The following is a 25766-nucleotide window of genomic DNA, read 5'->3' as shown; positions in this document are numbered from 1 at the left end:
TCTTTCCCTTCTCGTCGCTCTTTCGATCTCTGAAACTATTCTCCATCCTGCCTTCTGGCTTCTGCCTTCTGTCTTGCTGTAAGGACGTGACTCAAGACTATTTTCAAAATGTTCACCCAAATTCATTATGTGATTCTTTCTAGAAAGAACGGTCGTTATCTGGTTGCCCAACCGAAAGCTGGTAGCCCAGAGGCTGGAGCTGGCTATCTGTTGATGTTTCGCGAACACTTTGATGCCCTGAGTTATCTCAATACCCACGGTGCTGATTTAACTGACCAATTTTCTGTAGAGTCGGTTTCAGGGAGTCAGTTGAAGAATGTACTTGAACGGTGGGGGTTTGTTGGTGTGGGTGTTGTTCAAGATCCATTGGTCCCTCAAATTGAGTTTTTTTCTTACAAATAAGGGCTGGTTATTCTCTGATTGATATTTCCTCTTGCTTGTCCATCAGGACAACAATGATACCCCATCAGGGCATACTGTTGTTAATATGCATAGATTTTGTTTAAATTTTATTAAGGAGTAAATAAAGGAGTAACTATGAAAGACCTCACTAGTTATCGAAATATCGGTATCTTTGCTCATGTTGATGCAGGCAAGACAACTACGACGGAAAGGATCCTAAAACTTACCGGAAAAATCCACAAAATTGGTGAGGTTCACGAAGGTGCAGCTACAACGGACTTTATGGAACAGGAACAAGAGCGCGGTATTACTATTCAGTCTGCCGCCACCAGTTGTTTCTGGAAAGACCACCAACTCAACATTATTGATACCCCAGGTCACGTAGACTTTACCATTGAAGTTTACCGTTCTCTGAAGGTTCTCGACGGTGGCGTTGGTGTTTTCTGTGGCTCAGGTGGTGTAGAACCCCAGTCAGAAACTAACTGGCGCTACGCCAATGACTCAAAAGTTGCTCGGATTATCTACGTCAACAAACTTGACCGTCTTGGGGCTGATTTCTACCGAGTGGTTAAGCAGGTAGAAGATGTCCTTGGTGCTAAGCCTATGGTAATGGTACTGCCCATCGGAACTGAAAACGATTTTGTGGGTTTAGTAGATTTGCTAACCCGTAAGGCATGGGTATGGGATGAGTCTGGGGATCCGATGAACTATGAGATTCAAGATGTTCCCGCCGACATGGTTGATGATGTCGAAACCTACCGCGAGCAGTTAATTGAATTGGCTGTGGAGCAGGATGACGAGGTGATGGAACAGTATCTAGAAGGGGAAGAACCAGATATCGAAAGCCTTAAGCGTTGCATTCGCAAGGGAACTCGTGATCTGGCTTTCTTCCCTACCTACTGCGGTTCATCCTTCAAGAATAAGGGAGTGCAGTTGGTACTTGATGCTGTAGTTGACTACCTGCCGAATCCCACTGAAGTCAAACCCCAGCCAGAAATCGATCTAGAAGGTAACGAAACCGGTACACTGGCCTATGTTGACCCAGAAAAACCTTTGCGTGCCTTGGCATTTAAGATCATGGATGACCGCTTTGGTGCTCTGACCTTTACCCGTATCTACTCAGGAACCTTATCCAAGGGTGACACAGTACTTAATACCTTCACCGGTAAAACTGAGCGTATTGGTCGTTTGGTAGAAATGCATGCCGATTCCAGGGAAGAAATTAACTCTGCCCAGGCAGGTGATATTGTTGCCATCGTTGGTATGAAAAATGTCCAGACTGGGCATACCCTCTGTGATCCGAAAAATCCTGCTACTCTTGAGCCGATGGTCTTCCCAGACCCCGTGATTTCCATTGCGATCGCACCTAAGAAAAAAGGTGGCTCTGAGAAAATGGGCATTGCCCTGAGCAAGATGGTACAGGAAGACCCATCTTTCCACGTTGAAACTGACCAGGAAAGTGGCGAAACGATCATTAAGGGCATGGGTGAGCTGCACCTAGACATTAAGGTTGATATCCTGAAACGGACTCATGGCGTTGAGGTGGAGGTAGGTAAGCCCCAGGTGGCATACCGTGAATCCATTACTAAGCGCATCGAAGACAGCTATACCCACAAGAAGCAGTCTGGTGGTTCTGGTCAATATGGTAAAATCGATTACATTATTGAACCTGGTGAAACCGGTACTGGCTTCCAGTTTGAGTCCAAGGTCACTGGTGGTAATGTCCCCAGAGAATTTTGGCCTGCTGTGCAAAAGGGCTTTGAGAGCAGTATTCAAAAGGGTCTGTTGGCTGGATTCCCTTGTGTAGACTTCAAGGTTACCTTGACCGATGGTGCCTACCACCCCGTAGACTCATCGGCTATAGCCTTTGAAATTGCGGCCAGGGCTGCTTATCGGCAATCCTTTGGTAAGGCTTCACCTCAATTGTTAGAGCCAATTATGAAAGTGGATGTATTCACCCCAGAAGATTACATGGGGGATGTAATTGGTGACCTCAATCGCCGCCGTGGGATGATTAAGTCTCAGGAGAAAACTCTTACTGGTGCTCGCATTAAGGCAGATGCGCCTTTGAGTGAGATGTTTGGCTATATTGGTGACCTGCGTACTATGACATCTGGTCGTGGTCAGTTCTCTATGGAGTTCTCCCACTACGCCCCTTGCCCAAATAATGTGGCAGAAGAGGTAATTAAGGAAGTGAAAGAACGTGAGGAAGCCGCTAAATAATCTTTTGATTTAGCCAGAGTTCCTGGCTGGTTTTAGACTGGCCAGGAACATCATGTTATCAATGATTAAGTTTGTGCAATCACCATTCCCATCAAGGCAATCACCGAAGCATTGTAATCAATAGCATATTCATTAGTAGACCAAGACCGCTCATCATCCACATAACTCAACATTCCCAAGCCTTTAGGGGCAATCTCATCCTGGGCATCAGTATTAGGACCCCCTACCATCAGACCAGGGATAACAATTTTTTTAGCTCGGGAAATCCGGTGATGAACATTACGCACGGAGTTGCTACCAACACCGGTAATAAAGCAAAGATTAAAATGATTCCGCCCCAGCAAATAATCTAACTGCTCAACAGCTGCCTTGTAGTAGCCTCGATTCCCAGTGATGCGGTAGGCGTAAAGCAGCGTAATTCCTTCTTCAGCTATCTTGTGATTAGATGCCCAATGGAATTTATCAATAGCTAAACGGTAGCCACTACGGTTAATCTTTTCCATAAGACTATCCGCCCTTCGCATCAGCCTAGCTGTGATTTCTAATTTCAGTTTGTCTGACCCCTTCCTTTGTTTCTGCACCAAATAGTTAACCATTGCTAGAGCAGACGGATCTTTCCAACCAAAATCACTATAGTCGAAGTCCGTGATAGTTTTAGCTAAGTATTTCTCGTAGCTAGTCTCCCCTGTAGTAATAAACAGTTCTACGGCTGCCCAGAAGCGGTCATCTTGATCTGTTTTTAAGGATTCTTGCTGATCCCACTCTCCAAAAAGATACTTACCTGAACCGGTGTCATCACCTTCTTGCCAATCCACCTTCATAGACCGCTGTTTTTGGAGAAACCCCCAGGCTTTCTGAGCCGCTTCTAAGTAGGTTTGAGCCAGTTGCTTGTCAAAGGGAGTGTAAATTCTAGCAGCCATTGCCATTACTGCTGCAAACTTGCCAGTCTCAGGTGTCGAAATCCCAAAAATGTACCGTGCTTGAGTATCTTGATTGGGTAGAATTTCCCCTGGCCAATTTTTTCCTGACAGCTTGCGGTAGACAGCACCATCCTGCCGCTGCATCTTCAACAGCCAATCTAATCCTACTTTTACCTCATCGAGTAGGTCAGGTCTACCATTTCCGCTTTCTGGTATAGTTAATTGCTTGTCCGTAAATAATTTAGGATATTGCTCGTACAAGCTTAACAACCGTCCGATGGTGACTGTCATTGGCGCAACATATTTACCAAAATCCCCAGCATCATGCCAGCCACCTTGGGCAGATTTGAAGTCACCAGCTTTATGAAACTCATCGTTGTGGGCAATAATCCCATCTTTGAGATGGCAGGGGGGATGTTTTACTCCAGATACTGAATCATTTACAGCAACACCACACCGTTGCAAATAGTAGGACCGGAGTAGCTTTGTAAAGGTATCCTTATAAATTTCTTTACCAATGCCAAACGGATAAGACTGACTATAGCCATATTTCAGGTAATAGCTACCTGATTTATCGAATTTAGCTCTGGTACTGCTAGCACAACCTTTGATTTACCTACCGGTAACTACGAAGTTAGGCTGGGCTACTTTGATGAGACTGATGGGGACAGCACCGTAGATATCAGTATTGGCGATACCGTATTGCCAACATTAACTTTCAATAACCCCCCTCCTGGTGCTGATGTTAACCCTAATGCTAATAGTTTCGTCAATGAACAAATTAGCAGTACCGTATTCATCAACAATGGAGACCTGATCACAATTAACGGTACTCGTGATCGCCAGGAATTTGCCCGAATTGACTTCATTGAATTCATTCAATCCGATGACAATTTGATTGCAGTAGATGACACGGCTACCACTCAACAAAATACATCAGTAACCATTGATGTTTTAGGAAATGACACTGATGTTGATGGAAACAGCACTCTGACCATTGTTAGTGATGCCAGCAATGGTACTGCAGTAGTGGATGACAATGGCACTGCTGAAGACTTCAGTGATGATTCTGTCATTTACACTCCTAACGATGGCTTCAATGGACCTGACAGTTTTACCTATGAGTTAAATAATGGTCTGACTAGTCAAACAGCTACTGTTAACATTGACGTTGCTGCTGTTGACGATAACAGTCTAATTGCAGTAGATGATACCGCTACCACTCAACCAGATACAGCGGTAACCATTGATGTTTTACAAAATGACACTGATGTTGACGGAAACGGCACTCTGACTATTGTCACTGATGCCAATAATGGTACTGCAGTAGTGGATGACAATGGCACTGCTGGAGACTCTAGTGATGATTCTGTCATTTACACTCCTAACAATGGCTTTAATGGAACTGACAGTTTTACCTATCAGTTAAGCAATGGTCTGCTTACTAAAACGGCTACTGTTGACATTAACGTTACTGCTGTTGGCGATGACAATTTGATTGCAGTAGATGATACCGCTACCACTCCACAAAATACAGCGGTAACCATTGATGTTTTACAAAATGACACTGATGTTGACGGAAACGGCACTCTGACTATTGTCACTGATGCCAGCAATGGTACTGCAGTAGTGGATGACAATGGCACTGCTGGAGACTCTAGTGATGATTCTGTCATTTACACTCCTAACAATGGCTTTAATGGAACTGACAGTTTTACCTATCAGTTAAGCAATGGTCTGACTACTCAAACGGCTACTGTTGACATTAACGTTACTGGTGGTGGCGATGGCAATTTGATTGCAGTAGATGACACCGCTACCACTCAACCAAATACAGCGGTAAATATTGATGTTTTACAAAATGACACTGATGTTGACGGAAACGGCACTCTGACTATTGTCACTGATGCCAATAATGGTACTGCAGTAGTGGATGACAATGGCACTGCTGAAGACTTAACTGATGATTTTGTGATTTACACTCCTGAGGATGGTTTCAGTGGAAATGACAGTTTTACCTATCAGTTAAGCAATGGTCTGACTACTCAAACAGCTACTGTTAACATTGACGTTAATTCTGGTGGCAATGTTGGCTCTTCTGCGGATATTTTTTGGCGCAATTCCCAGATTGGAAACAATCTTGCTTGGGTCATGAATGGCACTGACTTGGATCAGTCAAGTCCAATTCAAGCGGAATCACCTAATAGTTCCTTAGAGATGCGTGGTGCTGGAGACTTCGACGGCGATGGGCAAAAGGATATTCTCTGGCGTGATAGCAATACCGGAAATGTTAGCTTTTGGCTAATGGAAGGCTCTCAGCTCAAAAGCACAGCATCTACCAGCCAGACATCAGAAGACCTCAACTGGGAAATCCGTGGTACGGGAGATTTCGACAGTGATGGAGAAGAAGATATTGTCTGGCGTAATACCGAAACTGGAGAAAATGCAGTTTGGTTGATGAATGGTACGCAGCTGGATCAGGCAGTCTTCATGACCAGACAGAGTAATGGTGAGAATTTGCTGGTACCAGAAGAAGGTATATGGGAGATGCAAGGTGCTGGAGATTTAGATAACGATGGTGACGCGGATATTCTGTGGCGTAATACTGAAAGCCAAGAGGTCTACTACTGGCGAATGGAAGGTACTGAGTACGTAGAGTCAGTGTTGATTGCCTCACTACCAATGAGCGGTGAGTGGGAAGTTCGTGGTACTATGGACTTTGACAATAATAATTTTGACGATGTCCTTTTGCGTAATGGCACCACTGGACAAAATGAGATCTGGCTGATGAATCAAACGGGGCTGCAGGAGGCAGTAGCCACCCAGTCCTTAACAGGGCAGAGCTGGCAAAGCTATGTCTAATATGCCAGTCTGGTTAATTACTCATTAGTCAATAAGTAAGCATTCAGCATTCAGCAGTCAGCTGAATGCTGATGTGATCCAAAGCCTGATAAGTGACATACTCCCGACGCCGAATCTTTGATTACGGCGCGGGCTTCTTAACCTCACGATTAAGAGTTTCTGCGTAGCACTTATCTAGGTACAAAACCCCCGACAGTACGCTATCAGCAGACAGTTTCCTTTCCCCAATTGTCCTTGGGTACTTATTGATTCCACGATTACGCATTACTTCGGCTGAAGCGACATCTCTATGGTTGGAATACCCGCATTCATCACAGGTATGCCAACGGATTGAGAGGTTATTATCCCACTCGGTTCCACATTCAGGACATTGCTTTGATGTCCCTTTATGGTCAACTTCTGCGAAAAACTTTCCTCGTTTCCAACATACCCATTTCAATAATTCTCTGAACTGACCAAAGCCAGCATCAAGAGAATGCTTACCCAGAAAGCCCTTTGCCATTACTCTGTAATCAATGTCTTCTACAAAAATTGAATCAGCCTGGTCACAGAGTTGATGTGCAACTTTAAGGTGAAAATCTTTACGGGTATTACCAATTTGGTGATGTAACCGTGCTACCTTGATTTGTGCTTTTTCGTAATTCTTAGACCGTTTCTTTTTTCGAGATGCTCTACGTTGCAGCAATTTCAGCTCGCGTTGTAGGTCTATGAAAAACCTCGGTCTAGGAATCGTTAAATTATCTGATGTAGCTAGGAAATCAATCAACCCGACATCTACTCCGATTGCTCGTCCAAAAGCCTGGTTTTCCGGAACAGAAACATCAGCTTGAATGGTGATAACAACAAACCATTTTGTTCCTCGACATCTTGATACAACTCGTACAGTCTTGATTTGAAATCCTTCAGGGATTTCTCGATGTAATCTCAGATCTACAAGCCCAATCTTGGGTAGTTTGATTTGATCCCCCTTAATTGGATTAGTCGCAAACTGAGGAAACAAAAACGATTGATAGCGACCGTACTTTTTAAATCGTGGAAAACCTTTTCCTCTTTGTCTGAACGACTCCCAAGAAGTATGTAATCGCTTAATGACATCTTGAGTGACTTGAGAGTGAACTTCTTTTAAGTCAGATTCAGTCTTTTTCCATTGCGTTAACTGTCGCTTCTGTGACCTGTATCCGGGGAATGGAATGTCAGGCGACATGATATATTCCCTATTAAGCGAGCACCGATCAACTGCACACTTCCGACTATTCATCCAGTCCTTTAAGTCTCCCAGGCAACGGTTATAAAGTCGTCGGCAAGTTTCTAGCCAACTCAACATTAATTCCTGTTGAGCTGTATCTGGATAAATTCGATAAGTGTAGTTCATGATTAGTGCCATCATAATATCTTAACACAAACCAGGTGAATGATAACTGTTAATTTACATAAACCCTGTCCCGGCTATCATCCCGACACCAAATCAAAGATTATGGTGCGGGGCTTCTCGCCGGGGTAGCTAAAGTGATTAACCGAACTTGATTTTAATGCTTTCAACGACTACTTACCAGTAGGAAAAGCACCAGGTCGCACAGTCAATTTGGTATCTCGTTGATTGCGGCGCAACTCTAGGATTAAATCACTACCTACTTTAGTTTTAGCCACAGACTTCTGAACTTCTGTTGCATCTTTGACTGGCTGATCATTGATTTTGCGGATCACATCACCCGCACGCAATCCTGCTTTGGCAGCTGGGGAATTAGCTATTACTTTGGCAATCAATACTCCTTGTTCTTCATCAACCATCAACCCAGCATTGGGATTACTGTTGATTTGTTGTTTAACCTCTGGGGTTAAGGTTACCATCTGGATGCCCAAGTAAGGATGTTCTACTTTACCTTCAACAATCAGTTGCTCAGCAATTTCTTCCACCGTATTAATGGGAACGGCAAATCCTAATCCTTGAGCACCCCGAATAATAGCTGTGTTCATGCCAATCACTTCACCAGAGGCATTGAGCAGGGGTCCACCGGAATTACCGGGGTTAATAGCAGCGTCGGTTTGGATAAATTCCACTCGCTTATCTGGAACACCGACTTGAGAGCTAGAACGACCGGTAGCACTAATGATGCCAGTGGTTACAGTACTATCTAAACCAAGGGGATTACCAATTGCGATCGCCCATTCTCCTGGGGTGAGTTGATCAGAATCACCCAGAGCAACGGTAGGTAAGTTTTCCGCATCAATCTGGATCACGGCTACATCTGTCAAGGGATCGCTTCCCACTACCGTCCCTTTAAGTTGGCGACCATCCTTGAGGATTACATTAACACTATCCGCATTATCGACTACATGGGCATTGGTGAGAATATAACCATCGGTATCGATAATGAAACCTGAACCGGTACCCTGTTCAACTCGCTGTTGGGGTACATCGGGAAATGGGAACCTAAAAAATTCCCGGAACATCGGGTTTCTAAAAGTATCTGGGACTCTAGTGGCGACGGTTCTAGAAGCGTTAATCCGCACCACTGCTGGTCCAACTTGTTCTACCACATTGGTGATAAAGTTGGGATTTTGAGTGACTACAGGTTTAGTGCCTGGAAGCCTAGCTGTTTTGTTCTGAGGGACAATTGCTTGAGGGGATGTGGATTCGGGAACAGAGTTACGTAATGCTACATAACCGCCGGAAAAGCCTAACCCTGCTCCCAGTAACAACAGTGATACATAAGTTCCTGCTTTTTTGAAGGGATTACGGTTGGTGTGATTAGATTTGGGGGTTTGATGGTCTAATAGCATAAGATTCTGTTGACAAAAGGGTAGATCGACTCGGACGAAGTGGGATTGATATTGGTTTTAAATCAGTGTCAGCCATGCAAAGCGCGAGTGGGGGGGACTCCCGCAGGTCGGCGCTGCATCCCTATCCATCAAAGGCTGAAATCGTGGTAATTATGTTAATAAACTGGGTTGGCGGCGTAAGTCCTATCATTTAATCTAGACATCTTCTGTTAATTTTCTGTGAGAGCAGTGTTTAACTTAGATTAAAATTATTGAGGGTCGGGACCTGAATACAATTGGCCATACAATTAGCAAGGGAAACCACGCTTTGCTTCGGGGGCTATAGCATAGGGGCAATGAGGCAGAAAGATTCCCTATCCAATATGATCATTAGTCTAGCGCATTCCCCTAATAATACAGGTTGACAATACTACCAATCTGTGATGGGTTAACCGAACATGCATACACTTCTAAGATGAAATAGTTTCAGCAATGGTACCTTAGCGTGAATTGCTAATGGATAATAGATAATTGGTGATTTCCATGGCTATTACTGATTACCTATGACTTGTGTTAAAGGGTAAATTTGATTCAGATAATTTTGGTTTAAGGACACGAAAAATATTCGAGGTTTAGCCAATACTTTACTATTTAAGAGTAGGTTTAATAAGAAAGATAAAGTTGCTAAATTTCTCAACAAATCTATAAGGATAAAAAAAGATAACATAAGGTATAATATACCTAGCATCTGTTGTTGATTAAAAACTAAAAACTCTAAATTATTGTAAGTTAAACAGATGGTGTTAAACTATGCAGATTCATCGACTTCCAGCCCTTTCTGACAACTATATCTTCTTATTACACGACCCCAAGCAGAATATTGCTGCTGTTGTTGATCCAGCAGAGGCTAAACCGGTGATACAGCGTCTGAAAGAACTGGATGCGGAATTAGTGGCTATTTTCAACACTCACCATCACATGGATCATGTGGGGGGAAATCGACAGTTGATGCAGCAATTTCCGGAGGTCTGTGTATATGGGGGAGCTGAAGACCGGGGTCGGATTCCTGGTCAACAGGTGTTTTTAGAAGAATGCGATCGCGTCGAGTTTGCTGATCGCCTTGGTCAAGTGTTTTTCGTTCCCGGACACACCAGAGGACATATTGCCTACTACTTTCCCCCAGTAGTCCCTGGTGAAACCGGTGAACTCTTATGTGGCGACACCCTATTTGCAGGCGGTTGTGGCAGACTATTTGAAGGAACAGCAAGCCAAATGGTAGAATCCCTAGGCAAGCTAAGGGATTTACCAGATAATACACGAGTATGGTGTGCTCATGAGTATACCCTAAAAAATCTCCAATTTGCCTTGAGTGTCGATGGTGAAAACGCGGACTTACAAGGGAGATTTGCCCAAGTCCAAGAGGCGCGTGATCGTAAAGAGGCAACGGTACCCTCCCAGTTAGGCATTGAAAAGCACACCAATCCATTTTTACGTTGGGATGAGCCTGCCTTACAGTTGGCTGTTAAAGCAAAAGAACCGGTTAAGACATTTGCACGGTTACGGGAAATGAAAGACCGATTCTAAGATTATTGATAAAGCCTTGATCAAGGAACATATTTCCATGAGAATAAGCCCCTTGATTAGTTGGACTATAATCAAGGTTGACTTAATAAATTTAGTTAATCCAATTGATCAATAGAAAAAAACCATGCTTAGCGAATTGCAGCAGAAAAAAATGACCCGGTTGTTTAACCTGTACGATCAGCAAACAAACGGTGTTTTAACCCAAGCCGATTTTGAACGGATTACTGATAACCTTGCTGCCATCAGGGGTTGGACACCGGGCTCGTCAGACTATGACAATCTTCTTGCTATTTACATGAGGATTTGGAATGGCGTGCAGAAATTTACCGACCAGAATCAAGACCAGCAAGTCACCTTGGATGAATGGTTGACTTATCACGAAAATGTACTGAGTGACACTGACGGGAATGAAGCAGTAGTCAATGCTAAAGCGGCAGGGATTATTTTCCTATTGGATTCTGATAAAGACGATAAAGTTACTCTGGAAGAATACCGACAGTTTTTTAAGGCTTACGGTATTGATGACAGTCAAATTGAAGAAATTTTTGGACGCTTCGATCAGAACAATGATGGTTACATTGACAAACAAGAGATATTAGATCTAGTTACCGAATTCTATTACAGTCAAGATCCAGAGGCTCCAGGAAACTGGATTTTCGGTTCCTACTGATGATTTAGGTTTGCCTATTGGGGGATATGTTATCCCCGAAAGGGTTCACAAAGTGTTTTACTTGACACCGAGCCCTGAGCTAAAAGCTCACGCTCCGCGAACAGCCCTGAGCTAAAAGCTCACGCTCCGCGAACAGCCCTGAGCTAAAAGCTCACGCTCCGCGAACAGCACTCAGCACTAAGTTGCGATCGCTTACATATTGTCGTAAGATGGAATGTTTGTCGAAGCATTATCCTTCACTCTAAACTATACCCGAAATTAAACACTATGGTAAAACGTGTACAAGTCGTTTTAAGCAAAGACGTTCATAAACTTGGAAAAGACGGTGATCTCGTAGAGGTAGCTCCCGGCTATGCTCGCAATTATCTCATTCCCCAAGGAATTGCAGTTAGGGCTACCTCTGGTGTTCTCAAGCAAGTTGAGCGGCGCAGAGAGCAAGAACGGCAGCGTATCCTCGAAATCAAGCGACAAGCTGAGTCGATGAAGACTGCTCTACAAACTATTAACCGCTTTACTATCTCGAAGCAGTTGGGTGAAGATAATGCTATCTTCGGTACTGTTACCAGCCAAGACTTGGCAGATGCAATCCAAGAGTCTACTGGCAAAGAAATAGACCGCCGAGGTATTACTATCCCTGAGATTAGTCAACTTGGTTTCTATAATGCAGAAATTAAGCTTCATCCAGAAGTTACAGCCACTGTAGAAATTCATGTTGTTCCCAAATAAGTTAATTAATAGTTTGTTTAGTTTGTTGAGAGTTGACTGTTGATTGTATCATCCTGTCAACTCTCAATTAAACAACAGGTGCTTAATTTGTTCAGGTTGTATTAGTCAGCTGATAGCACCTCAAGTACCGTGGCACAGGCTTCTAGCCTGTGACATAGCCCATTAGCTAATAGCTGACCTTTACCCTGAACTCAATAGATGACTAGTTGACTATGACTCAAAAACCAGATTTTTCAGCGTTTGGGAACTCTATACCACCCCAAAATATTGATGCCGAAGAGTCTATTATCGGAGGCATTTTATTAGACCCGGAAGCCATGGGTCGAATTGGTGATTTACTGAATCCGAAAGCCTTCTACGTCCGGATTCACCAAACCATTTACGAAGCTGCTTTATTACTTTATAGCCAGGGTAAACCGACGGATTTGATGAGTGTTACTACCTGGCTTTATGACAATGACTTATTAGAGAAAGTTGGGGGTCAAGCTAAGTTAGCTCAGCTAGTTGAACAGACGGTTTCAGCGGTCAATATTGACAGGTTTGCTAAGTTAGTGATGGATAAGTACCTGCGCCGTCAGCTAATCGAAGCCGGTAACGAAATTTTTAAGTTGGGTTATGAGACATCTTTGGAATTGGAAACAGTCCTTGACCAAGCGGAACAGAAAATTTTCAGTCTCACCCAATTGCGTCCTCAGCAAGGTCTCATCCCGATTTCTGAAACCCTAGTCCAGACTTTCCAAGATATAGAAAATCGGAATCAGGGTATTGATTTACCTGGTATTCCATCAGATTTCTATGATTTGGATGCCCAAATTGGGGGGTTAAGTCCATCGGACTTAATTATCATTGCTGGTAGACCATCCATGGGAAAAACGAGCTTAGCGTTAGGAATTGCTCGTAACGTAGCTGAAAAATTGCCAGTGGCGATTTTTAGCTTGGAAATGTCAAGAGAACAACTAGTGCAGCGGTTGTTAGCTAGTGAAGCGAAAATTGACAGTAACTTTTTGAGAGCTGGGCGCATTGCTCAAAATCAGTGGGCACCTTTGAGCGAGGCAATTGGTGTGTTATCAGATTTCCCTATTTATATTGATGATACCGCTAACCAGACTGTGATGCAAATGCGATCGCATGCTCGTCGTCTTCAAGCAGCCCAAGGGAGCCAGTTGGGATTAATTTTAATCGATTACTTACAGTTAATGGAAGGCAGTGGTAGTGAAAATCGAGTTCAGGAGTTGTCTCGGATTACTCGCTCTCTCAAAGGATTAGCTCGGGAACTGAAAGTACCAGTGGTTGCTCTGTCTCAGTTAAGTCGAGCTGTGGAATCTCGCACCAACAAACGACCCATGATGTCGGATTTAAGAGAATCGGGTTCCATTGAGCAGGACTCGGATTTAATCATGATGCTTTATAGGGATTCTTATTACAACCCAGATTCACCAGATGGAGATACGGCAGAAGTCATCATTGTTAAAAATCGTAATGGTCCCACAGGAACGGTGAAACTTATCTTTAAACCTGGGTTAACCAAGTTCCTGAATATGGCAAATCAAAGAGTGTGAACTACCGTAGTTACAACTGTTTCACAAATATGACACGATTTTCGCCTAAACCATCATAGTTTGGATAGTAGTAAATACTGTTGTATTTGCAATCACTGGATTCGATTGTAAATCCCATCCGCAAATGATAAGCAATCGAATTTGTATTAATCTCAGAGGTAACACATCTTACTCGGATACGACCAAATTTACGAACAGTTTTAAAAAACTGTTCGTATAGGAGACGACCAATACCTTGTTTTCTAAATTTAGGATGGACACCTAAAAAATGAATATATGCCTCATCAGAATATGTCTGTGATAGAAAACCAATTAAAAATCCCGTTATTTCTTGATCAGTTTCTGCAATAAAACTTGTTTCACAAAAATGCACAAAAAAGAGCTTTGGAAGCATATGACTCATTTTTCGTCCACCCCACCATTCATCTAGAATGGTAATTATTTGTTGGTAATCATCAGGACAAATGTTACGAATATTCATTACTACATCTAAAGTCACCGACCATACTCGAGAATCACCAGGTTTAAACTCCTTTCGACAGGATTAACAAATAGTTCAACAAGTTTTCCTATGCTGACTAAAACTCCCAATTAGCAAGAAGTCACCAACTGGGAGCAAGTATTCAGGTCATCGCTGAATAAGTTAATCAATCTAACTTAATTTACTAGTTAATTTTCAACAATTCCACATCAAAATTCAGCGTAGCATTAGGCGGAATCACCCCACCCGCACCACGGGGACCATAACCTAATTCTGGGGGAATGATCAGCTGACGACGACCACCAACCTTCATAGAAGCAACCCCTTCATCCCAGCCTTTAATCACCTGTCCTATACCGATTTTGAAGGAAAAAGGACGATTGCGATCGCGAGAACTATCGAACTTACTGCCATCCTCCAGGGTACCAGTGTAGTGAACCACTACCGTCTGTCCGTTCTGAGGCATGGCTCCATCACCCTCAACCACGTCGATGTACTTCAAGCCTGACGGTGTTGTAACCGCCTGATCCATATTGGTTTCACTTTCTGAACTAGAATCCATAGCTAGATCTTGTTTATCATTAACATCTGGGTTAGCACTGTTAGCTGTTGTCACTACTTCCGGCTGAGTGTTGGTAATTTCTCCAGCAGTGGTAGATTTGTTACCCATACCCACTTGAGCCACAACCAAAAGCAACCCAAAGGCTACTATAACGCCTATGCTGATCAGAATTTGTTTCAAAATCTGTTCTCCTAATTGATTATCAACGCCAGAGCTTATTTTCTAAATCCCGCACCTGACGCTCCAGACGGTCAATACGACCTCGCAATTCATCCATTTCTGATTGGCGAGGAACCCCTAAATCCTGCAACATATTGCGCAACTGCCGTTCCATGTTGCTCTCAAAGTTACCCTGCTCTGACTTGATCTGATTCATCAGATCATCCACAAAAGCGGTAGCTTGGTCGGGGTTGATTTTACCATCTTTAACCCATTCATCACTTACCTCTCGCAGTTTTTCGGCAACCATTGAGGTTGTGCCAACCCCAACCAACAATAACTGCTTGAGCCAGTCGTTATTATCCATAATTGTTATCCTGTTATCCTGTCACTGGGCACTTGATGGGGCTGGGATCAACTAGGCTTTCCTATGATTGGAGAAGTTTCATTGATTCCCAGCCTACAGTTCTATTCTGTGACATCTTTCCTAGAACAGGAGAAGAGGGAGAACAGCGGGAGGAGAAAGGAAGAGGTGCAAGAAGGTGCTATATATAAAGCAACCTAATATAAAGTAAGCTACTAAAATGCTCTGGTGGATCAGTGGTGATGGTGATGGTGATGATGGTGCTCTGATGCCTGGACAGCTGCCAACTGGGGATTGATAGATAGAGCATTTTCTGATAGAAGTACCTCAATTTGAGGATTAGCCCATTCCGCTGCCATCTCTAAGAATTCTGGATGATCATTAACACAGGGCATCTCTACGTAGGTAACCTCTGAGTTACGACGTTTTAGACCGTGGACAATGTGATGCACATCTAAGAGGGTTTCGTGATTCTCTGTGGCAAAGCCAATAGGCATAAACACAATCGCCTTAGCCCCTAAGTTAATCAGGTTCTGGGCTGCTAACTCCGTGTGAGGCTGAGTCCACTTAATTAAGGGAGTTTGGTGGTTAAGCCAGCCCACAGAGATTAGGGGATACTTATACATCAACTTTTCCCTTACTGCCTCATACAATGCCTGACTTTCGTCAATCCCAGACACAAATCCTTTAGCTTCGTGGGGACAGCCATGGTTCATCAGGACAATGCCAATTTGGGAGGGCAGATAGGCTTGAGCTAAATCGGTAGTAATTTTCTCTTCCACCAATCGAGCCGTTAGATTAATGTATTCTGGTTCGTTATAGAAAGACGGGATGTAACGCAATCCGTGAACCCAGTGTTGATCTCCATCTTCTAATTTACCTAGGGCTTTATTGACTTGTTCCACCGCAATGCCGCTAGTAAAGATGGAATCCACAACTAGCAAGGGATAGATCAGCAGTTTTTGGAACCCTTGCTCCTTAATTTCACTGAGGACTTGTTCTGGCAGAAAGGGAGCGCAGAAGTTAAAGGCTTTGAATACCTGCACCTGATCGCCCCATTTAGCTTGCAGTTGTTTTTCAATACCTGCCCGTTGCTGTTCAAAAATCTTGTTGTGGGGTGAAATAAAGTTGTCATGCTGGTGCCCCCACTCGTGGAAGTCAAACATTGCCAAAATTTTGGCTAAGGGTGGATAGATCCAGGTGGGGACTGGGGCAAATTTGGCAGTGAGCAAGTTTAAGGCTTGTTCGTTGTAGTTGGCGAAGTCTTCGTAGCTTTCGACTTCTCCATAACCCATGAGTAAAACCGCAACTCGTTCGTGACCATGGCTTGGGGAAGGTTTTACTGATTGAGATTTTTCTGGAGTGGCAACCACTTGGTATTCCTACTGGCTAAACGTCGATTGCTGGGGTATCCCTGCCTTGTCTTCGGTGGAGAATGTACCCCTGGCATTTCTTAGGCTAACATCCCCCTATGGGGGATAAATGAGATAGCACAAAGCCATTGAAAGTTCGGTAAAGATACTAATAACAAAATCTCAATTAGGTTATAATAGGATGTCTGGTCTTAATTAAATCTTATTAAATGAGCTGATCAGTACAAGATTAGCCCGCTAGCCTCTACCAAACGCGCAAGCGTCGTGCTTTGGGTGAAGTGAGTGGGGTATTTTTCTACGGATAGCTCAGTTCAGGTTTTGTCTAATAAAATATAATAGATGTAAATTGGGGTGAATTTATGTCTATTGGATAACCAAAGCCGAAAATGCCCTTGGTTATTGACAGTAGACCGAAAACCTTATTGGAATAGAGTAATTAAAATCAGATCTGATCAGATCAGATCAGATCAGAAGCTTGGCGGTGGGGCATCCCGTCAATAGTAAAGCTTGTCGATTACCCGAATGCGGCTCGGTTTCCTTAAGGAAATGGGGATAGCTGGGGTTGGCGAGAAGCCCACACCTACCCTCGACCCCCAACAGGTGTGGGAGATGTCACAAGTAGGACAACGCAATGTCGGTGTAAGCAGCACAATGCTGACGTGCTTGTACATCAACAGGAGGCATAGTCATTAAAACCAAATCAAACTAGGACAAACAACGCACATGCTCAGTCAGAAAACAAAAACTACAGATATAGGATTCACTCACGAAGATTTTGCTGCCCTTCTGGATAAGTATGATTATCATTTTAGCCCAGGGGATATAGTTCCGGGTACGGTATTCAGTCTAGAGCCGAGGGGCGCTCTGATTGACATTGGTGCGAAAACCGCTGCCTATATTCCGATTCAGGAAATGTCAATAAATCGAGTTGATAATCCTGATGAGGTTTTACAATCCAACGAAACACGGGAATTTTTCATCCTGACCGATGAAAATGAAGATGGACAGTTGACTCTCTCTATCCGTCGCATTGAGTATATGCGAGCGTGGGAGCGAGTGCGGCAATTACAAGCGGAAGATGCTACGGTGCGTTCTCTGGTATTCGCCACTAACCGTGGTGGAGCGTTGGTACGTATTGAAGGGTTGCGCGGTTTTATTCCTGGTTCTCATATTAGCACTCGGGCAGCCAAGGAAGATTTGGTGGCCCAAGAACTGCCCCTAAAATTTCTGGAGGTAGATGAAGACCGTAATCGTCTGGTACTATCCCACCGTCGTGCGCTAGTTGAGCGCAAGATGAACCGCCTAGAAGTTGGAGAGGTGGTGATTGGCTCAGTACGAGGCATCAAACCTTACGGTGCATTCATTGATATTGGCGGGGTCAGCGGATTGCTGCACATTTCGGAAATTTCCCATGATCATATCGATACGCCTCATAGTGTGTTTAATGTCAATGATGAACTAAAAGTGATGATCATTGACTTGGATGCTGACCGAGGTCGGATTTCTCTGTCAACAAAACAGTTAGAGCCAGAACCCGGAGATATGATTAACAACCGGGAAGTGGTCTTCGAGAAGGCAGAAGAAATGGCTCAGAAGTACCGGGAGAAAATGCTAGCACAACAGCAAGGTATAACTCCAGAAAGTATGACTCCAGAAGCGGCTGAAACCCAAGAGCCCGAAGAGTCCCAAGAGCCCCAAGAGCCTCAAGAGTCCCAAGAGCCTCAACAGCTCCAAGAGTCCCAAGAGCCCCAAGAGTCCCAAGAGCCCCAAGAGCCCGAAGAGTCCCAAGAGCCTCAAGATTCCCAAGAGTCCCAAGAGCCTCAAGATTCCCAAGAGTCCCAAGAGCCTCAAGATTCCCAAGAGTCCCAAGAGCCTCAAGATTCCCAAGAGTCCCAAGAGCCTCAAGAAGAGGCAGTGCCAGAGGGAGAGTTTGTAGCAGCTGCCACGGACGAGTAACAACCAGGTGCGGTAACAAGAATTAGCCGTTAGCTGAGGCTAATGGCTAATTTGTGTTTATGGCTCTTTTCCGGAACAAGAGCAAAGAACTTGGCAGGTGCGAATCTTGATCAACTCTTGATCAACTAGCTAGTAAAATGAAGTTGATTAAGATAAATAATGGCATAAACCCTTGGTAAGCATTCGTTGTGGGAAGGTGACTTTCCCCAATATTGAAGCAGTCATATTTGATAAAGACGGTACCTTAGAGGATTCACAAGTTTATTTAAGAGAACTAGCCTATAAGCGATCGCGTTTAATCGATGCCCAAATCCCTGGTATTGGAGAACCCCTGCTGATGGCCTTTGGTCTCCAAGATGACACCCTTGACCCTACCGGGTTAATGGCAGTGGGTAGCCGTCGGGAAAATGAAATTGCAGCTGCGGCTTATATTGCTGAGACTGGTCGGGGATGGTTAGAGTCATTGGAAATTGCTGGCAGTGCCTTTGTTGAAGCCGAGAAGTACTTGCAAGATGCGGCTGGAACTTCCCCAATGTTTGCCGGTAGCCTGGAAGTCCTTAAATTTCTCTCGGAAGCTGGTTTAAAGTTGGGTATTCTCTCAGCAGACTCTACGACTGGTGTAAAAGCTTTTGTCCATCGACATCAGCTAGACCCCTATATCCAATTACAGCAAGGTGTGGATTCTGAAATCACTAAGCCTGATCCCAGGTTGTTCCTACAAGCGTGCCAATCTTTAGGGGTAAAACCTGCTTCCGCCCTAATGGTTGGAGATTCAGCCGGTGATATTGAGATGGCAAAGGGTTCTGGTGCAGCGGGTTGCATTGGTATTTGCTGGGGAAAGCCAGAAGCTTCCCATTTACAGGGAGCTGATATAGCGATCGCGAGCCTGGATGAGATTGAAATTGTTTAAAGTCAACTATATTGAATCTGCAAGGGGTGAGAGAAGTGTTATTTTCAAGTTTCAAGTTTCACTAAGCACAACGCCCGTAACCTCGGTGCGATCGCACCAATTGGTAAAACCTCTTTGGCTGCTCCGAGAGCGATCGCTTCTTTAGGCATGCCAAACACCAAGGAAGTCGCTTCATCTTGAGCGATGGTTAAGCCACCAACCTCAGCGATCGTCTGCATACCAGTCGCTCCATCTCTACCCATACCGGTCAATAATATGCCCACTGTAGCTTTGCCATAAAACTTGGCTACAGACTCAAATGTGACAGTTACCGAAGGGCGATGTCCTTCCAGTGGCTCTGAATCAGAACAGATAAATCGACCCATAGCATCCAATTCTAAATGCTGCTGTTCTGGTGCGAAATAAATTCTTCTTGGTTGTGGCATATCTCCTGGTTGAGCAATCTGAACTGGCAACGAACAATTACTAGCTAACCAATCGATGAATCCCTGCAAAAAACTAAGACTAATGTGTTGCACGCAAATTACTGGTAAAGGAAAATTCGACGGTAGCTGAGTGAATACCTCGTTTAGGGCTTGGGGTCCACCTGTAGATGCACCAATCACAACTATTTTTGGTTTGGAATAGTAATTAGAAGAGAAAGCAGCACGATTTCCTGTCTGTGATACTCCACCAATTTGATTTTGATTGGTGCTGTAGTCTATTTTCGGAAGCTTCCCTTTCCCAGAAATCCCCTGCTTTTGTGTACCTAGTATAGACTTTCGGTTTTTTGTAAAGACCTTGACCCCAGACAGAATTTTAATCTTATTGATCAACTCCTGCTGGAGTAACTGATTCTCCGTTGTCATTCCTGCCGACGGCTTAGGCAAAATATCCAGTGCTCCTGCATCTAAAAGCTGAAAAATCTGATCAGTATTCTCTTGCTGCACCGAAACACTAACCACCAGAATCGGTCTAGGATAGAGCTCCATAACTTCAGATGTCAACTCCAGACCATTCATCTGGGGCATATGGAGGTCTGTACAAATGACATCTGGTTGAACTTTGGGAATTAAGTTCAAAGCTTCTAAGCCAGTTCCAGCTTCTCCCACCACTTCAATTTGCTCTGATGAATTCAGAATCCTTTTCAGGACTACTAGAGCAATCGGTGAATCTTCAACTAATAAAACTCGAATAGTCATTGATTATTTAATAATTTTAAATTTTTATTTTTTATTTAAACCTTAAAGCTTCAATCTTAACCCTTAACTATTAACTTTACCCATTAACTATTAAACAAGTCTTTGCAACGTTTCTATGAGAACATCTTGATTAAAATTTCCTTTGGTTATATAGGCATTAGCCCCCGCGTCGGCACCTTGTTTCTTATGTTCTTCAGAAGCCAAAGATGTTACCAAAATTATTGGTAATTCGTTATACTCTTGATGCTGACGAATTCTGGCAGTTAGGGAAAATCCGTCTAGATTGGGCATTTCCACATCAGATATTACGGCATCAAAGTGACGGGTGTTTAATTTGTGATAGCCATCTAATCCATCTACAGCTGTGACTACTTCATACCCAGCCTTTTCTAGTATCCGTTTTTCTTGGGTGCGAACGGTAATCGAGTCATCTACTAGGAGAATTACTGGGGTGCTTTCAACGATTTCCCCTAGTTTGGTTGAGACTGTGGATGTGGTTGGCTGATAGGATTGCAATGATGTGAGCAAATCTGGAGGGTTAAGAATCATGCAAATTTCCCCTGTACCGAGAATAGTTGCTCCACTGACATTACGCACCCGCTTTAATAACTGACTCTGAGGTTTGATCACCACCTCTTGAGTATCCAAGAGGTCATCGATAAACAATCCGAATTGTTCGTCTGCCACCTTAAGCAGGATACATGGTCGCAGATCGCTCTTTTGTTGATTAACTGTGGCGATAGAGGTATAAGCAATAGAGTTAGACAACTCCAGCAAATCAGCTAGGTTAGCTACAGCAATAGCTTGACCGTCTAAGGCGATGGTTTCTCGACCTTCAATGGTAAATATTTGCTCCCGGGAAACTAGCAAAGTCGTTTCCACAAACTCAATCGGTAGCCCATGGATAATCCCTTGAACATCAACCAGCAGTACATTAGCACTTGACAGGGTTGTGCGTAGCTGGAGGCGAAAGGTACTTCCAAGACCAGGGGTTGATTCGATCTCGATATTGCCGTTAAGCTGCTCAACCTTGGTGCGTAGGACATCTAAGCCGATACCTCTGCCAGAAATTTCTGTAATAAATGTTCGGGTTGAAAAGCCAGGAGCTAAGATCAGGGCGTGAATCTGTCTGGGAGTCATTAGTTCCAGTTCTTCGTTTGTGCAGAGTCCACGCTGGACAGCAGTTTGCTTAATTTTATCGATATCTAATCCTCGTCCATCATCTACTACTTCAATAACAATGGTGTTGCTTCTTTGGTAGCCCCTCAACCAAATCGTGGCCGCAGCAGACTTGCCAAGTTTTTCTCGTTCAGTGGGAGTCTCAATGCCATGGTCGATGGCGTTGCGAACCATATGCATCAAGGGGTCTTTGATTTCTTCCAGGATGCTTTTGTCAGCAGTGGTTTCTCCTCCTTCGATGATTAATTCGACCTCTTTTGATTGTTGTCTGGCTAAATCCCTTACCATACGGGGAAATAACTGAAACACACTGAAGAGGGGGAGAAGCCGGAGGGTGCGAATTTTTTCGTCTAATTCCCCAGCAATGATGTTTAGTCTCGTGGTGTTTTCTTCAGCTATGCTTCTTAGAGAGTTAATCTTTTGTTCTAGGCGTTGTACATAGGAATTGGTTCCTATGGATGAAGAATCCAGGTGCTCTTGGCAATGAAAGGCTTTCCACTCTTCCCATAGGGTTGCCACTTCCTCAATTTCAGCCATAGCATGAGCCATGGCAATTTTAGTGACTGTTAGTTCCCCGGTTTGTGTTATTAAGGCATCAAGATAAGACGTTGGAACCCGAATAGTGTCAATCCGGTAGGGTTCACTAGGATTCGATGAAACCTCTTGAGTGACTGTTAAAGGAGTTTTGTTAGGAAGCAATGGTACAGTCGGTAATAGTGGGGACTCCTCAATAGTTGCTTCACTTGGTTCACATTGAGTTACTTGAGCTTGAGGGGTTGAGTCATCATCAGGGGGTGAGTCATGGTCTTGACCTAAATCTGGAACTGCTGTGATCAAGTGGTCAAGTATCTCGGCGATATCAACCCCACTGATAGAACCAGTCACGGCTTCGTATACTAAGAGGCGGATGGCATCTATGGCTTGATAAATGCGATCGCTAACCTGTGGGGTGAAAACGGTCTGTTCACATTTGATGCTGTCGATAATGTTTTCCACACCATGGGCTAGGGTTTCTACATTCTCTATCCCCGCTATTTTGGAGTCTCCTTTGAGGCTTTGGGCTTCCCACAGCAATTTGTCTAAGGTAGCGTTGTCCTGTGGGTACTTTTCTAAATGCAGCAAACCAACTTCCAGTTTCTCCAAACGTTCTTCGCTAGTAATTTTATAAATATCTCGCAAGTCTTCATCTTCTATAACAGTTGGTGCCGGTTGGGAAACATTGCCATTTTGTAGAGCAGCTTCTTGGTCTGGCTGCAATGGCTGTGAAACTGCTGCCATCAAGTAGTCAAGCATCAAGGGTGTATCAACACCACTTGGAGAACCGGTAGCTGCTTCATATACCAGCAGACCCATAGCATCTATGACTTGATAAAGGCGATCGCTAACCTGTGGGCTTAAAACGATTTGTTGACGTTTGATACTCCCGAGAATGTCTTCTACACCATGGATAAGGGTTTCTACATCCTCTATGCCCGCTATTCTGGAGTCTCCTTTGAGGCTATGAGCTTCCCGCAGCAACTGTTCCAAAGTAGCGTTGTCTTGTGGGTACTTTTCTAAATGCAGCAAACCAATTTCTAGTTTCTGCAAACGTTCTTCGCTGGTAATTTTATAAATATTTCTTAGTTCTTCGTCTTCTATCATGGTTAGTCATTTTTTAATTGGGTGAGGTACAAATTCTTACATTTTAGGGAGTAGGGAGCAGGGAGCAGGGAGCAGGGAGCAGGGAACAGGGAACAGGGAGTAGGGAGCAGGGAGCAGGGAAAAGGGAGCAGGGAGCAGGGAGCAGAAAATTTTTGGATTTGTAGGAAATAGTTAACTATTTTTTAGTAATTTAATTTCTTGATTTTTAAATTACTAAAAAATACGATATTCCTTATTCTATATTTCCTATATTAAGACTCTACTTTATTTTTTTTAATGAAGTTTGCACCAGTACAAAAAAAATAATATCGGAAGTAATAACAATGTATTTAAGTGATAATCAAATATTATTACTGTTTTATATTCCCTATTCCCTATTCCCTATTCCCTACTCCCTACTCCCTGTTCCCTGTTCCCTGTTCCCTGTTCCCTACCTTTACAGATATCTGAGTTTAACCTTTACTAAACCATGCGCTTGAGTTCCACAGCAGCTTGCTTAAGTTGCTCAGTACCCACTCTACTTTCAGTTATGCCAATAACAGTTTCTTTTGCCCCCTTATTAACAGTGCTCATTGCTTGGAGGACTTGTTGAATGCCATCGACTTGCTGTTTGAGATTCAGAGAAATTTGTTGATTGTTTAACACCACATTGTTAACCGCATCTGCTACCCCAGTGAAGGCTTGAGCTGTTTTTTGAGCGATTTGCACTCCGGTCTTTACTGTCTTAGTTCCTTCATCCGTCACCATCACCGTTGAATTAATCTCGTTCTGGATTTGAGAAACTAAAACGTTAATCTTTTGGGCAGATTGTTTACTCTGGTCTGCTAATTTACGAATCTCTGCAGCAACCACTGCAAAGCCTTTACCATGGTCTCCCGCACGCACCGCTTCTACTGATGCATTCAGTGCCAACATATTAGTTTGGTTTGCCAATTCAGAAACCAGCTCGGAGATGTCACCAATTCGATTGGTTTGCCTGCTCAGACGCATACTCTGTTTAGCGATCGCATCCACCTTCTCTTCTAAGGTAGACATGCCTTTGAGAGTTTCCCCCACCGCTTGGGTACCGTTCTCGGTTAGCTGAAGTGCCTGCTGTGCAGCAATAGCGGCAGCATCAGCTTGCTCAGCGGACTGTCGGCAAGAGGCTTCCAGCTCATCCATGGTGATGGTGGTTTCATTGACGGAGGCAGCTTGTTGACCAGCAATGCGTTCTTGCTGTTCCAGGGTAGAAAACATTTCCTGACTAGAGGTAGAGATGCCATTAACCAGTTGCTTAATCAGATTCACCAGTTGGCGTAACCTGACAATTGCCAGTGGCAGCACCGCCGCTAGAGAAACGAAAATCATCAGGCTGGCCAGGATTTTAAAGGAGTTGACAGAGGCAAAAACTTTCCCCTTAGGAACGTGATCGATAACGAATAAGGGTTGCCCCTGCTGGGCATTCGGAACAATTTTATAGTAACTGATCAGCTTATTAGTTCCTTGGTCAATCAGTCCCTGTTCACCCCTGAGAATTTGCTGGGCAATGTGTTTCGGATAATCTTTTGTCAATTTATCATCCGTGTTGAGTTCAAAGCCCCACTCCTTTTTGGGGTTGGGATGAGAGAGGTAGTAGCCATCTTTATTGACCAGAAATGCCTCTTCTCCCTTGATGGCTAAGTCTGCATCTCGAATAAATTTTATGACTTGCTCGGCAAATACATTAGCGATTACAATTCCTCTTTGTACCCCAGCTGAATCGAAAATCGGTGTAGCGTACCGAATCACTGGTGTATAAGGCTTTTTAATCACACCACCTTCCCGATGCAGCTCTACGGGGGAGACATAGATACTGCTAGCAGATAACTTAATTGTCTCAGTAAAAAATGAACGGTTTGCTTTATTTTGTAGCTGGGCTTTGGGGATAACTTCGATTTTAGTGCCGTCCCAATCGACTCGCACCATTTCATTACCTTTCTCGTCCAAATACCTCAGCTCCATATAATAGGGTTTCGCTTGCATCATGACAGTAAAGATGGTCTGCAACCGCTTAACCCAAGTGTCGTAGGAAGAGTTATCTTGCTGATCTACTCCACCACCAGCTTTAGCTCGGATTATCCCTTGAATCGGGGGAACTTTGCTCAAGAACAAAACATCATCATTGATAGAATTTAAAAATGCCACGATATTTTTAGCTTGGTCATTAACCTCTTCCTCTAGCTCACTTTTCGCTAAATTAGATAAGGCATTGGTAGAGGAAGAAATACTATACCAT

The 25766-nt window shown here is 43.8% G+C and carries 20 protein-coding genes; 10 read left to right on the top strand and 10 right to left on the bottom strand.

Going from position 1 to position 25766, the window contains the following annotated elements:
- Window positions 1–108 precede the first annotated feature (108 nt).
- The gene (locus tag F6K52_RS01685; RefSeq protein WP_293073074.1) at window positions 109–402 is read left to right on the top strand and encodes a hypothetical protein; all 294 of its coding nucleotides are present in this window, start codon (window positions 109–111) and stop codon (window positions 400–402) included.
- 135 nt (window positions 403–537) lie between these two features.
- Entirely contained in the window at window positions 538–2625 is a 2088-nt protein-coding gene (gene fusA / locus F6K52_RS01680; protein WP_293073071.1) for an elongation factor G, read from the top strand.
- Between the two features lie 65 nt (window positions 2626–2690).
- Here the strand turns inward: fusA and F6K52_RS01675 are convergent, their stop codons facing one another.
- Complete coding sequence (locus tag F6K52_RS01675; RefSeq protein ID WP_293073077.1) at window positions 2691–4052, bottom strand: glycoside hydrolase family 9 protein; 1362 nt, start codon at window positions 4050–4052, stop codon at window positions 2691–2693.
- A gap of 195 nt (window positions 4053–4247) precedes the next feature.
- On the opposite strand from F6K52_RS01675, the gene F6K52_RS01670 reads away from it, so the two are divergent.
- Window positions 4248–6407 carry an Ig-like domain-containing protein gene (locus F6K52_RS01670; RefSeq protein ID WP_293073065.1) on the top strand — a complete coding sequence of 720 codons (2160 nt, stop codon included), beginning with the start codon at window positions 4248–4250 and terminating at the stop codon, window positions 6405–6407.
- Between the two features lie 121 nt (window positions 6408–6528).
- Here F6K52_RS01670 and F6K52_RS01665 read toward each other — a convergent pair whose 3' ends face one another.
- Together F6K52_RS01665 and F6K52_RS01660 are read right to left on the bottom strand one after the other, a co-directional pair.
- Complete coding sequence (locus F6K52_RS01665; RefSeq protein WP_293037876.1) at window positions 6529–7779, bottom strand: transposase; 1251 nt, start codon at window positions 7777–7779, stop codon at window positions 6529–6531.
- 170 nt (window positions 7780–7949) lie between these two features.
- Window positions 7950–9188, bottom strand: a complete 1239-nt coding sequence (locus F6K52_RS01660; protein WP_293073061.1) for an HhoA/HhoB/HtrA family serine endopeptidase — start codon at window positions 9186–9188, stop codon at window positions 7950–7952.
- A 789-nt stretch (window positions 9189–9977) separates the two neighbouring features.
- Here F6K52_RS01660 and gloB point away from each other — a divergent pair.
- The 4 genes from gloB to dnaB all read left to right on the top strand — a co-directional run bounded on the left by gloB (window position 9978) and on the right by dnaB (window position 13706).
- Window positions 9978–10751 carry a hydroxyacylglutathione hydrolase gene (gene gloB / locus F6K52_RS01655; protein WP_293073058.1) on the top strand — a complete coding sequence of 258 codons (774 nt, stop codon included), beginning with the start codon at window positions 9978–9980 and terminating at the stop codon, window positions 10749–10751.
- A 124-nt stretch (window positions 10752–10875) separates the two neighbouring features.
- Window positions 10876–11421 (top strand): EF-hand domain-containing protein, encoded by a 546-nt coding sequence (locus F6K52_RS01650; RefSeq protein ID WP_293073055.1) that lies wholly within the window; start codon window positions 10876–10878, stop codon window positions 11419–11421.
- Window positions 11422–11688: 267 nt separating this feature from the next.
- Window positions 11689–12147 carry a 50S ribosomal protein L9 gene (rplI, locus tag F6K52_RS01645; RefSeq protein ID WP_293073052.1) on the top strand — a complete coding sequence of 153 codons (459 nt, stop codon included), beginning with the start codon at window positions 11689–11691 and terminating at the stop codon, window positions 12145–12147.
- 212 nt (window positions 12148–12359) lie between these two features.
- Window positions 12360–13706, top strand: a complete 1347-nt coding sequence (dnaB, locus tag F6K52_RS01640) for a replicative DNA helicase (protein WP_293073049.1) — start codon at window positions 12360–12362, stop codon at window positions 13704–13706.
- Between the two features lie 10 nt (window positions 13707–13716).
- Here dnaB and F6K52_RS01635 read toward each other — a convergent pair whose 3' ends face one another.
- The 4 genes from F6K52_RS01635 to F6K52_RS01620 form a co-directional block, all read right to left on the bottom strand.
- Window positions 13717–14205 carry a GNAT family N-acetyltransferase gene (locus F6K52_RS01635; protein ID WP_293073046.1) on the bottom strand — a complete coding sequence of 163 codons (489 nt, stop codon included), beginning with the start codon at window positions 14203–14205 and terminating at the stop codon, window positions 13717–13719.
- Between the two features lie 166 nt (window positions 14206–14371).
- On the bottom strand, window positions 14372–14929 hold the full coding sequence (locus F6K52_RS01630) for an FKBP-type peptidyl-prolyl cis-trans isomerase (RefSeq protein ID WP_293073043.1): 558 nt from the start codon (window positions 14927–14929) through the stop codon (window positions 14372–14374).
- Window positions 14930–14951: 22 nt separating this feature from the next.
- Complete coding sequence (locus F6K52_RS01625; RefSeq protein WP_293073040.1) at window positions 14952–15275, bottom strand: phasin family protein; 324 nt, start codon at window positions 15273–15275, stop codon at window positions 14952–14954.
- A gap of 230 nt (window positions 15276–15505) precedes the next feature.
- Window positions 15506–16645, bottom strand: coding sequence for a ferrochelatase (locus tag F6K52_RS01620; protein WP_293073037.1), 1140 nt, complete (start codon window positions 16643–16645; stop codon window positions 15506–15508).
- Window positions 16646–17368: 723 nt separating this feature from the next.
- Here F6K52_RS01620 and F6K52_RS01615 point away from each other — a divergent pair.
- Window positions 17369–18601: a 30S ribosomal protein S1 gene (locus tag F6K52_RS01615; protein ID WP_293073034.1), complete on the top strand. Its 1233-nt coding sequence runs from the start codon at window positions 17369–17371 to the stop codon at window positions 18599–18601.
- Between the two features lie 172 nt (window positions 18602–18773).
- On the top strand, window positions 18774–19511 hold the full coding sequence (locus F6K52_RS01610) for an HAD family hydrolase (protein ID WP_293073031.1): 738 nt from the start codon (window positions 18774–18776) through the stop codon (window positions 19509–19511).
- Between the two features lie 44 nt (window positions 19512–19555).
- Here F6K52_RS01610 and cheB read toward each other — a convergent pair whose 3' ends face one another.
- On the bottom strand, window positions 19556–20692 hold the full coding sequence (gene cheB, locus F6K52_RS01605; protein WP_293073028.1) for a chemotaxis-specific protein-glutamate methyltransferase CheB: 1137 nt from the start codon (window positions 20690–20692) through the stop codon (window positions 19556–19558).
- Between the two features lie 90 nt (window positions 20693–20782).
- On the bottom strand, window positions 20783–23512 hold the full coding sequence (locus F6K52_RS01600) for a hybrid sensor histidine kinase/response regulator (RefSeq protein ID WP_293073026.1): 2730 nt from the start codon (window positions 23510–23512) through the stop codon (window positions 20783–20785).
- 323 nt (window positions 23513–23835) lie between these two features.
- Between F6K52_RS01600 and F6K52_RS01595 the strand changes: the two genes are divergently transcribed.
- Window positions 23836–23991 carry a hypothetical protein gene (locus F6K52_RS01595; RefSeq protein WP_293073023.1) on the top strand — a complete coding sequence of 52 codons (156 nt, stop codon included), beginning with the start codon at window positions 23836–23838 and terminating at the stop codon, window positions 23989–23991.
- Here the strand turns inward: F6K52_RS01595 and F6K52_RS01590 are convergent.
- A partial coding sequence (locus F6K52_RS01590) for a methyl-accepting chemotaxis protein (RefSeq protein ID WP_293073020.1) occupies window positions 23975–25766 on the bottom strand: 1792 nt, incomplete at its 5' end. The two genes, F6K52_RS01595 and F6K52_RS01590, sit on opposite strands and share 17 nt — an antisense overlap.

This window comes from Moorena sp. SIO3H5, assembly GCF_010692395.1.
Lineage (GTDB): Bacteria > Cyanobacteriota > Cyanobacteriia > Cyanobacteriales > Coleofasciculaceae > Moorena.
The sequence above is the reverse complement of the archived record's forward strand: the minus strand, read 5'-3'. Positions and strand labels throughout refer to the sequence as shown.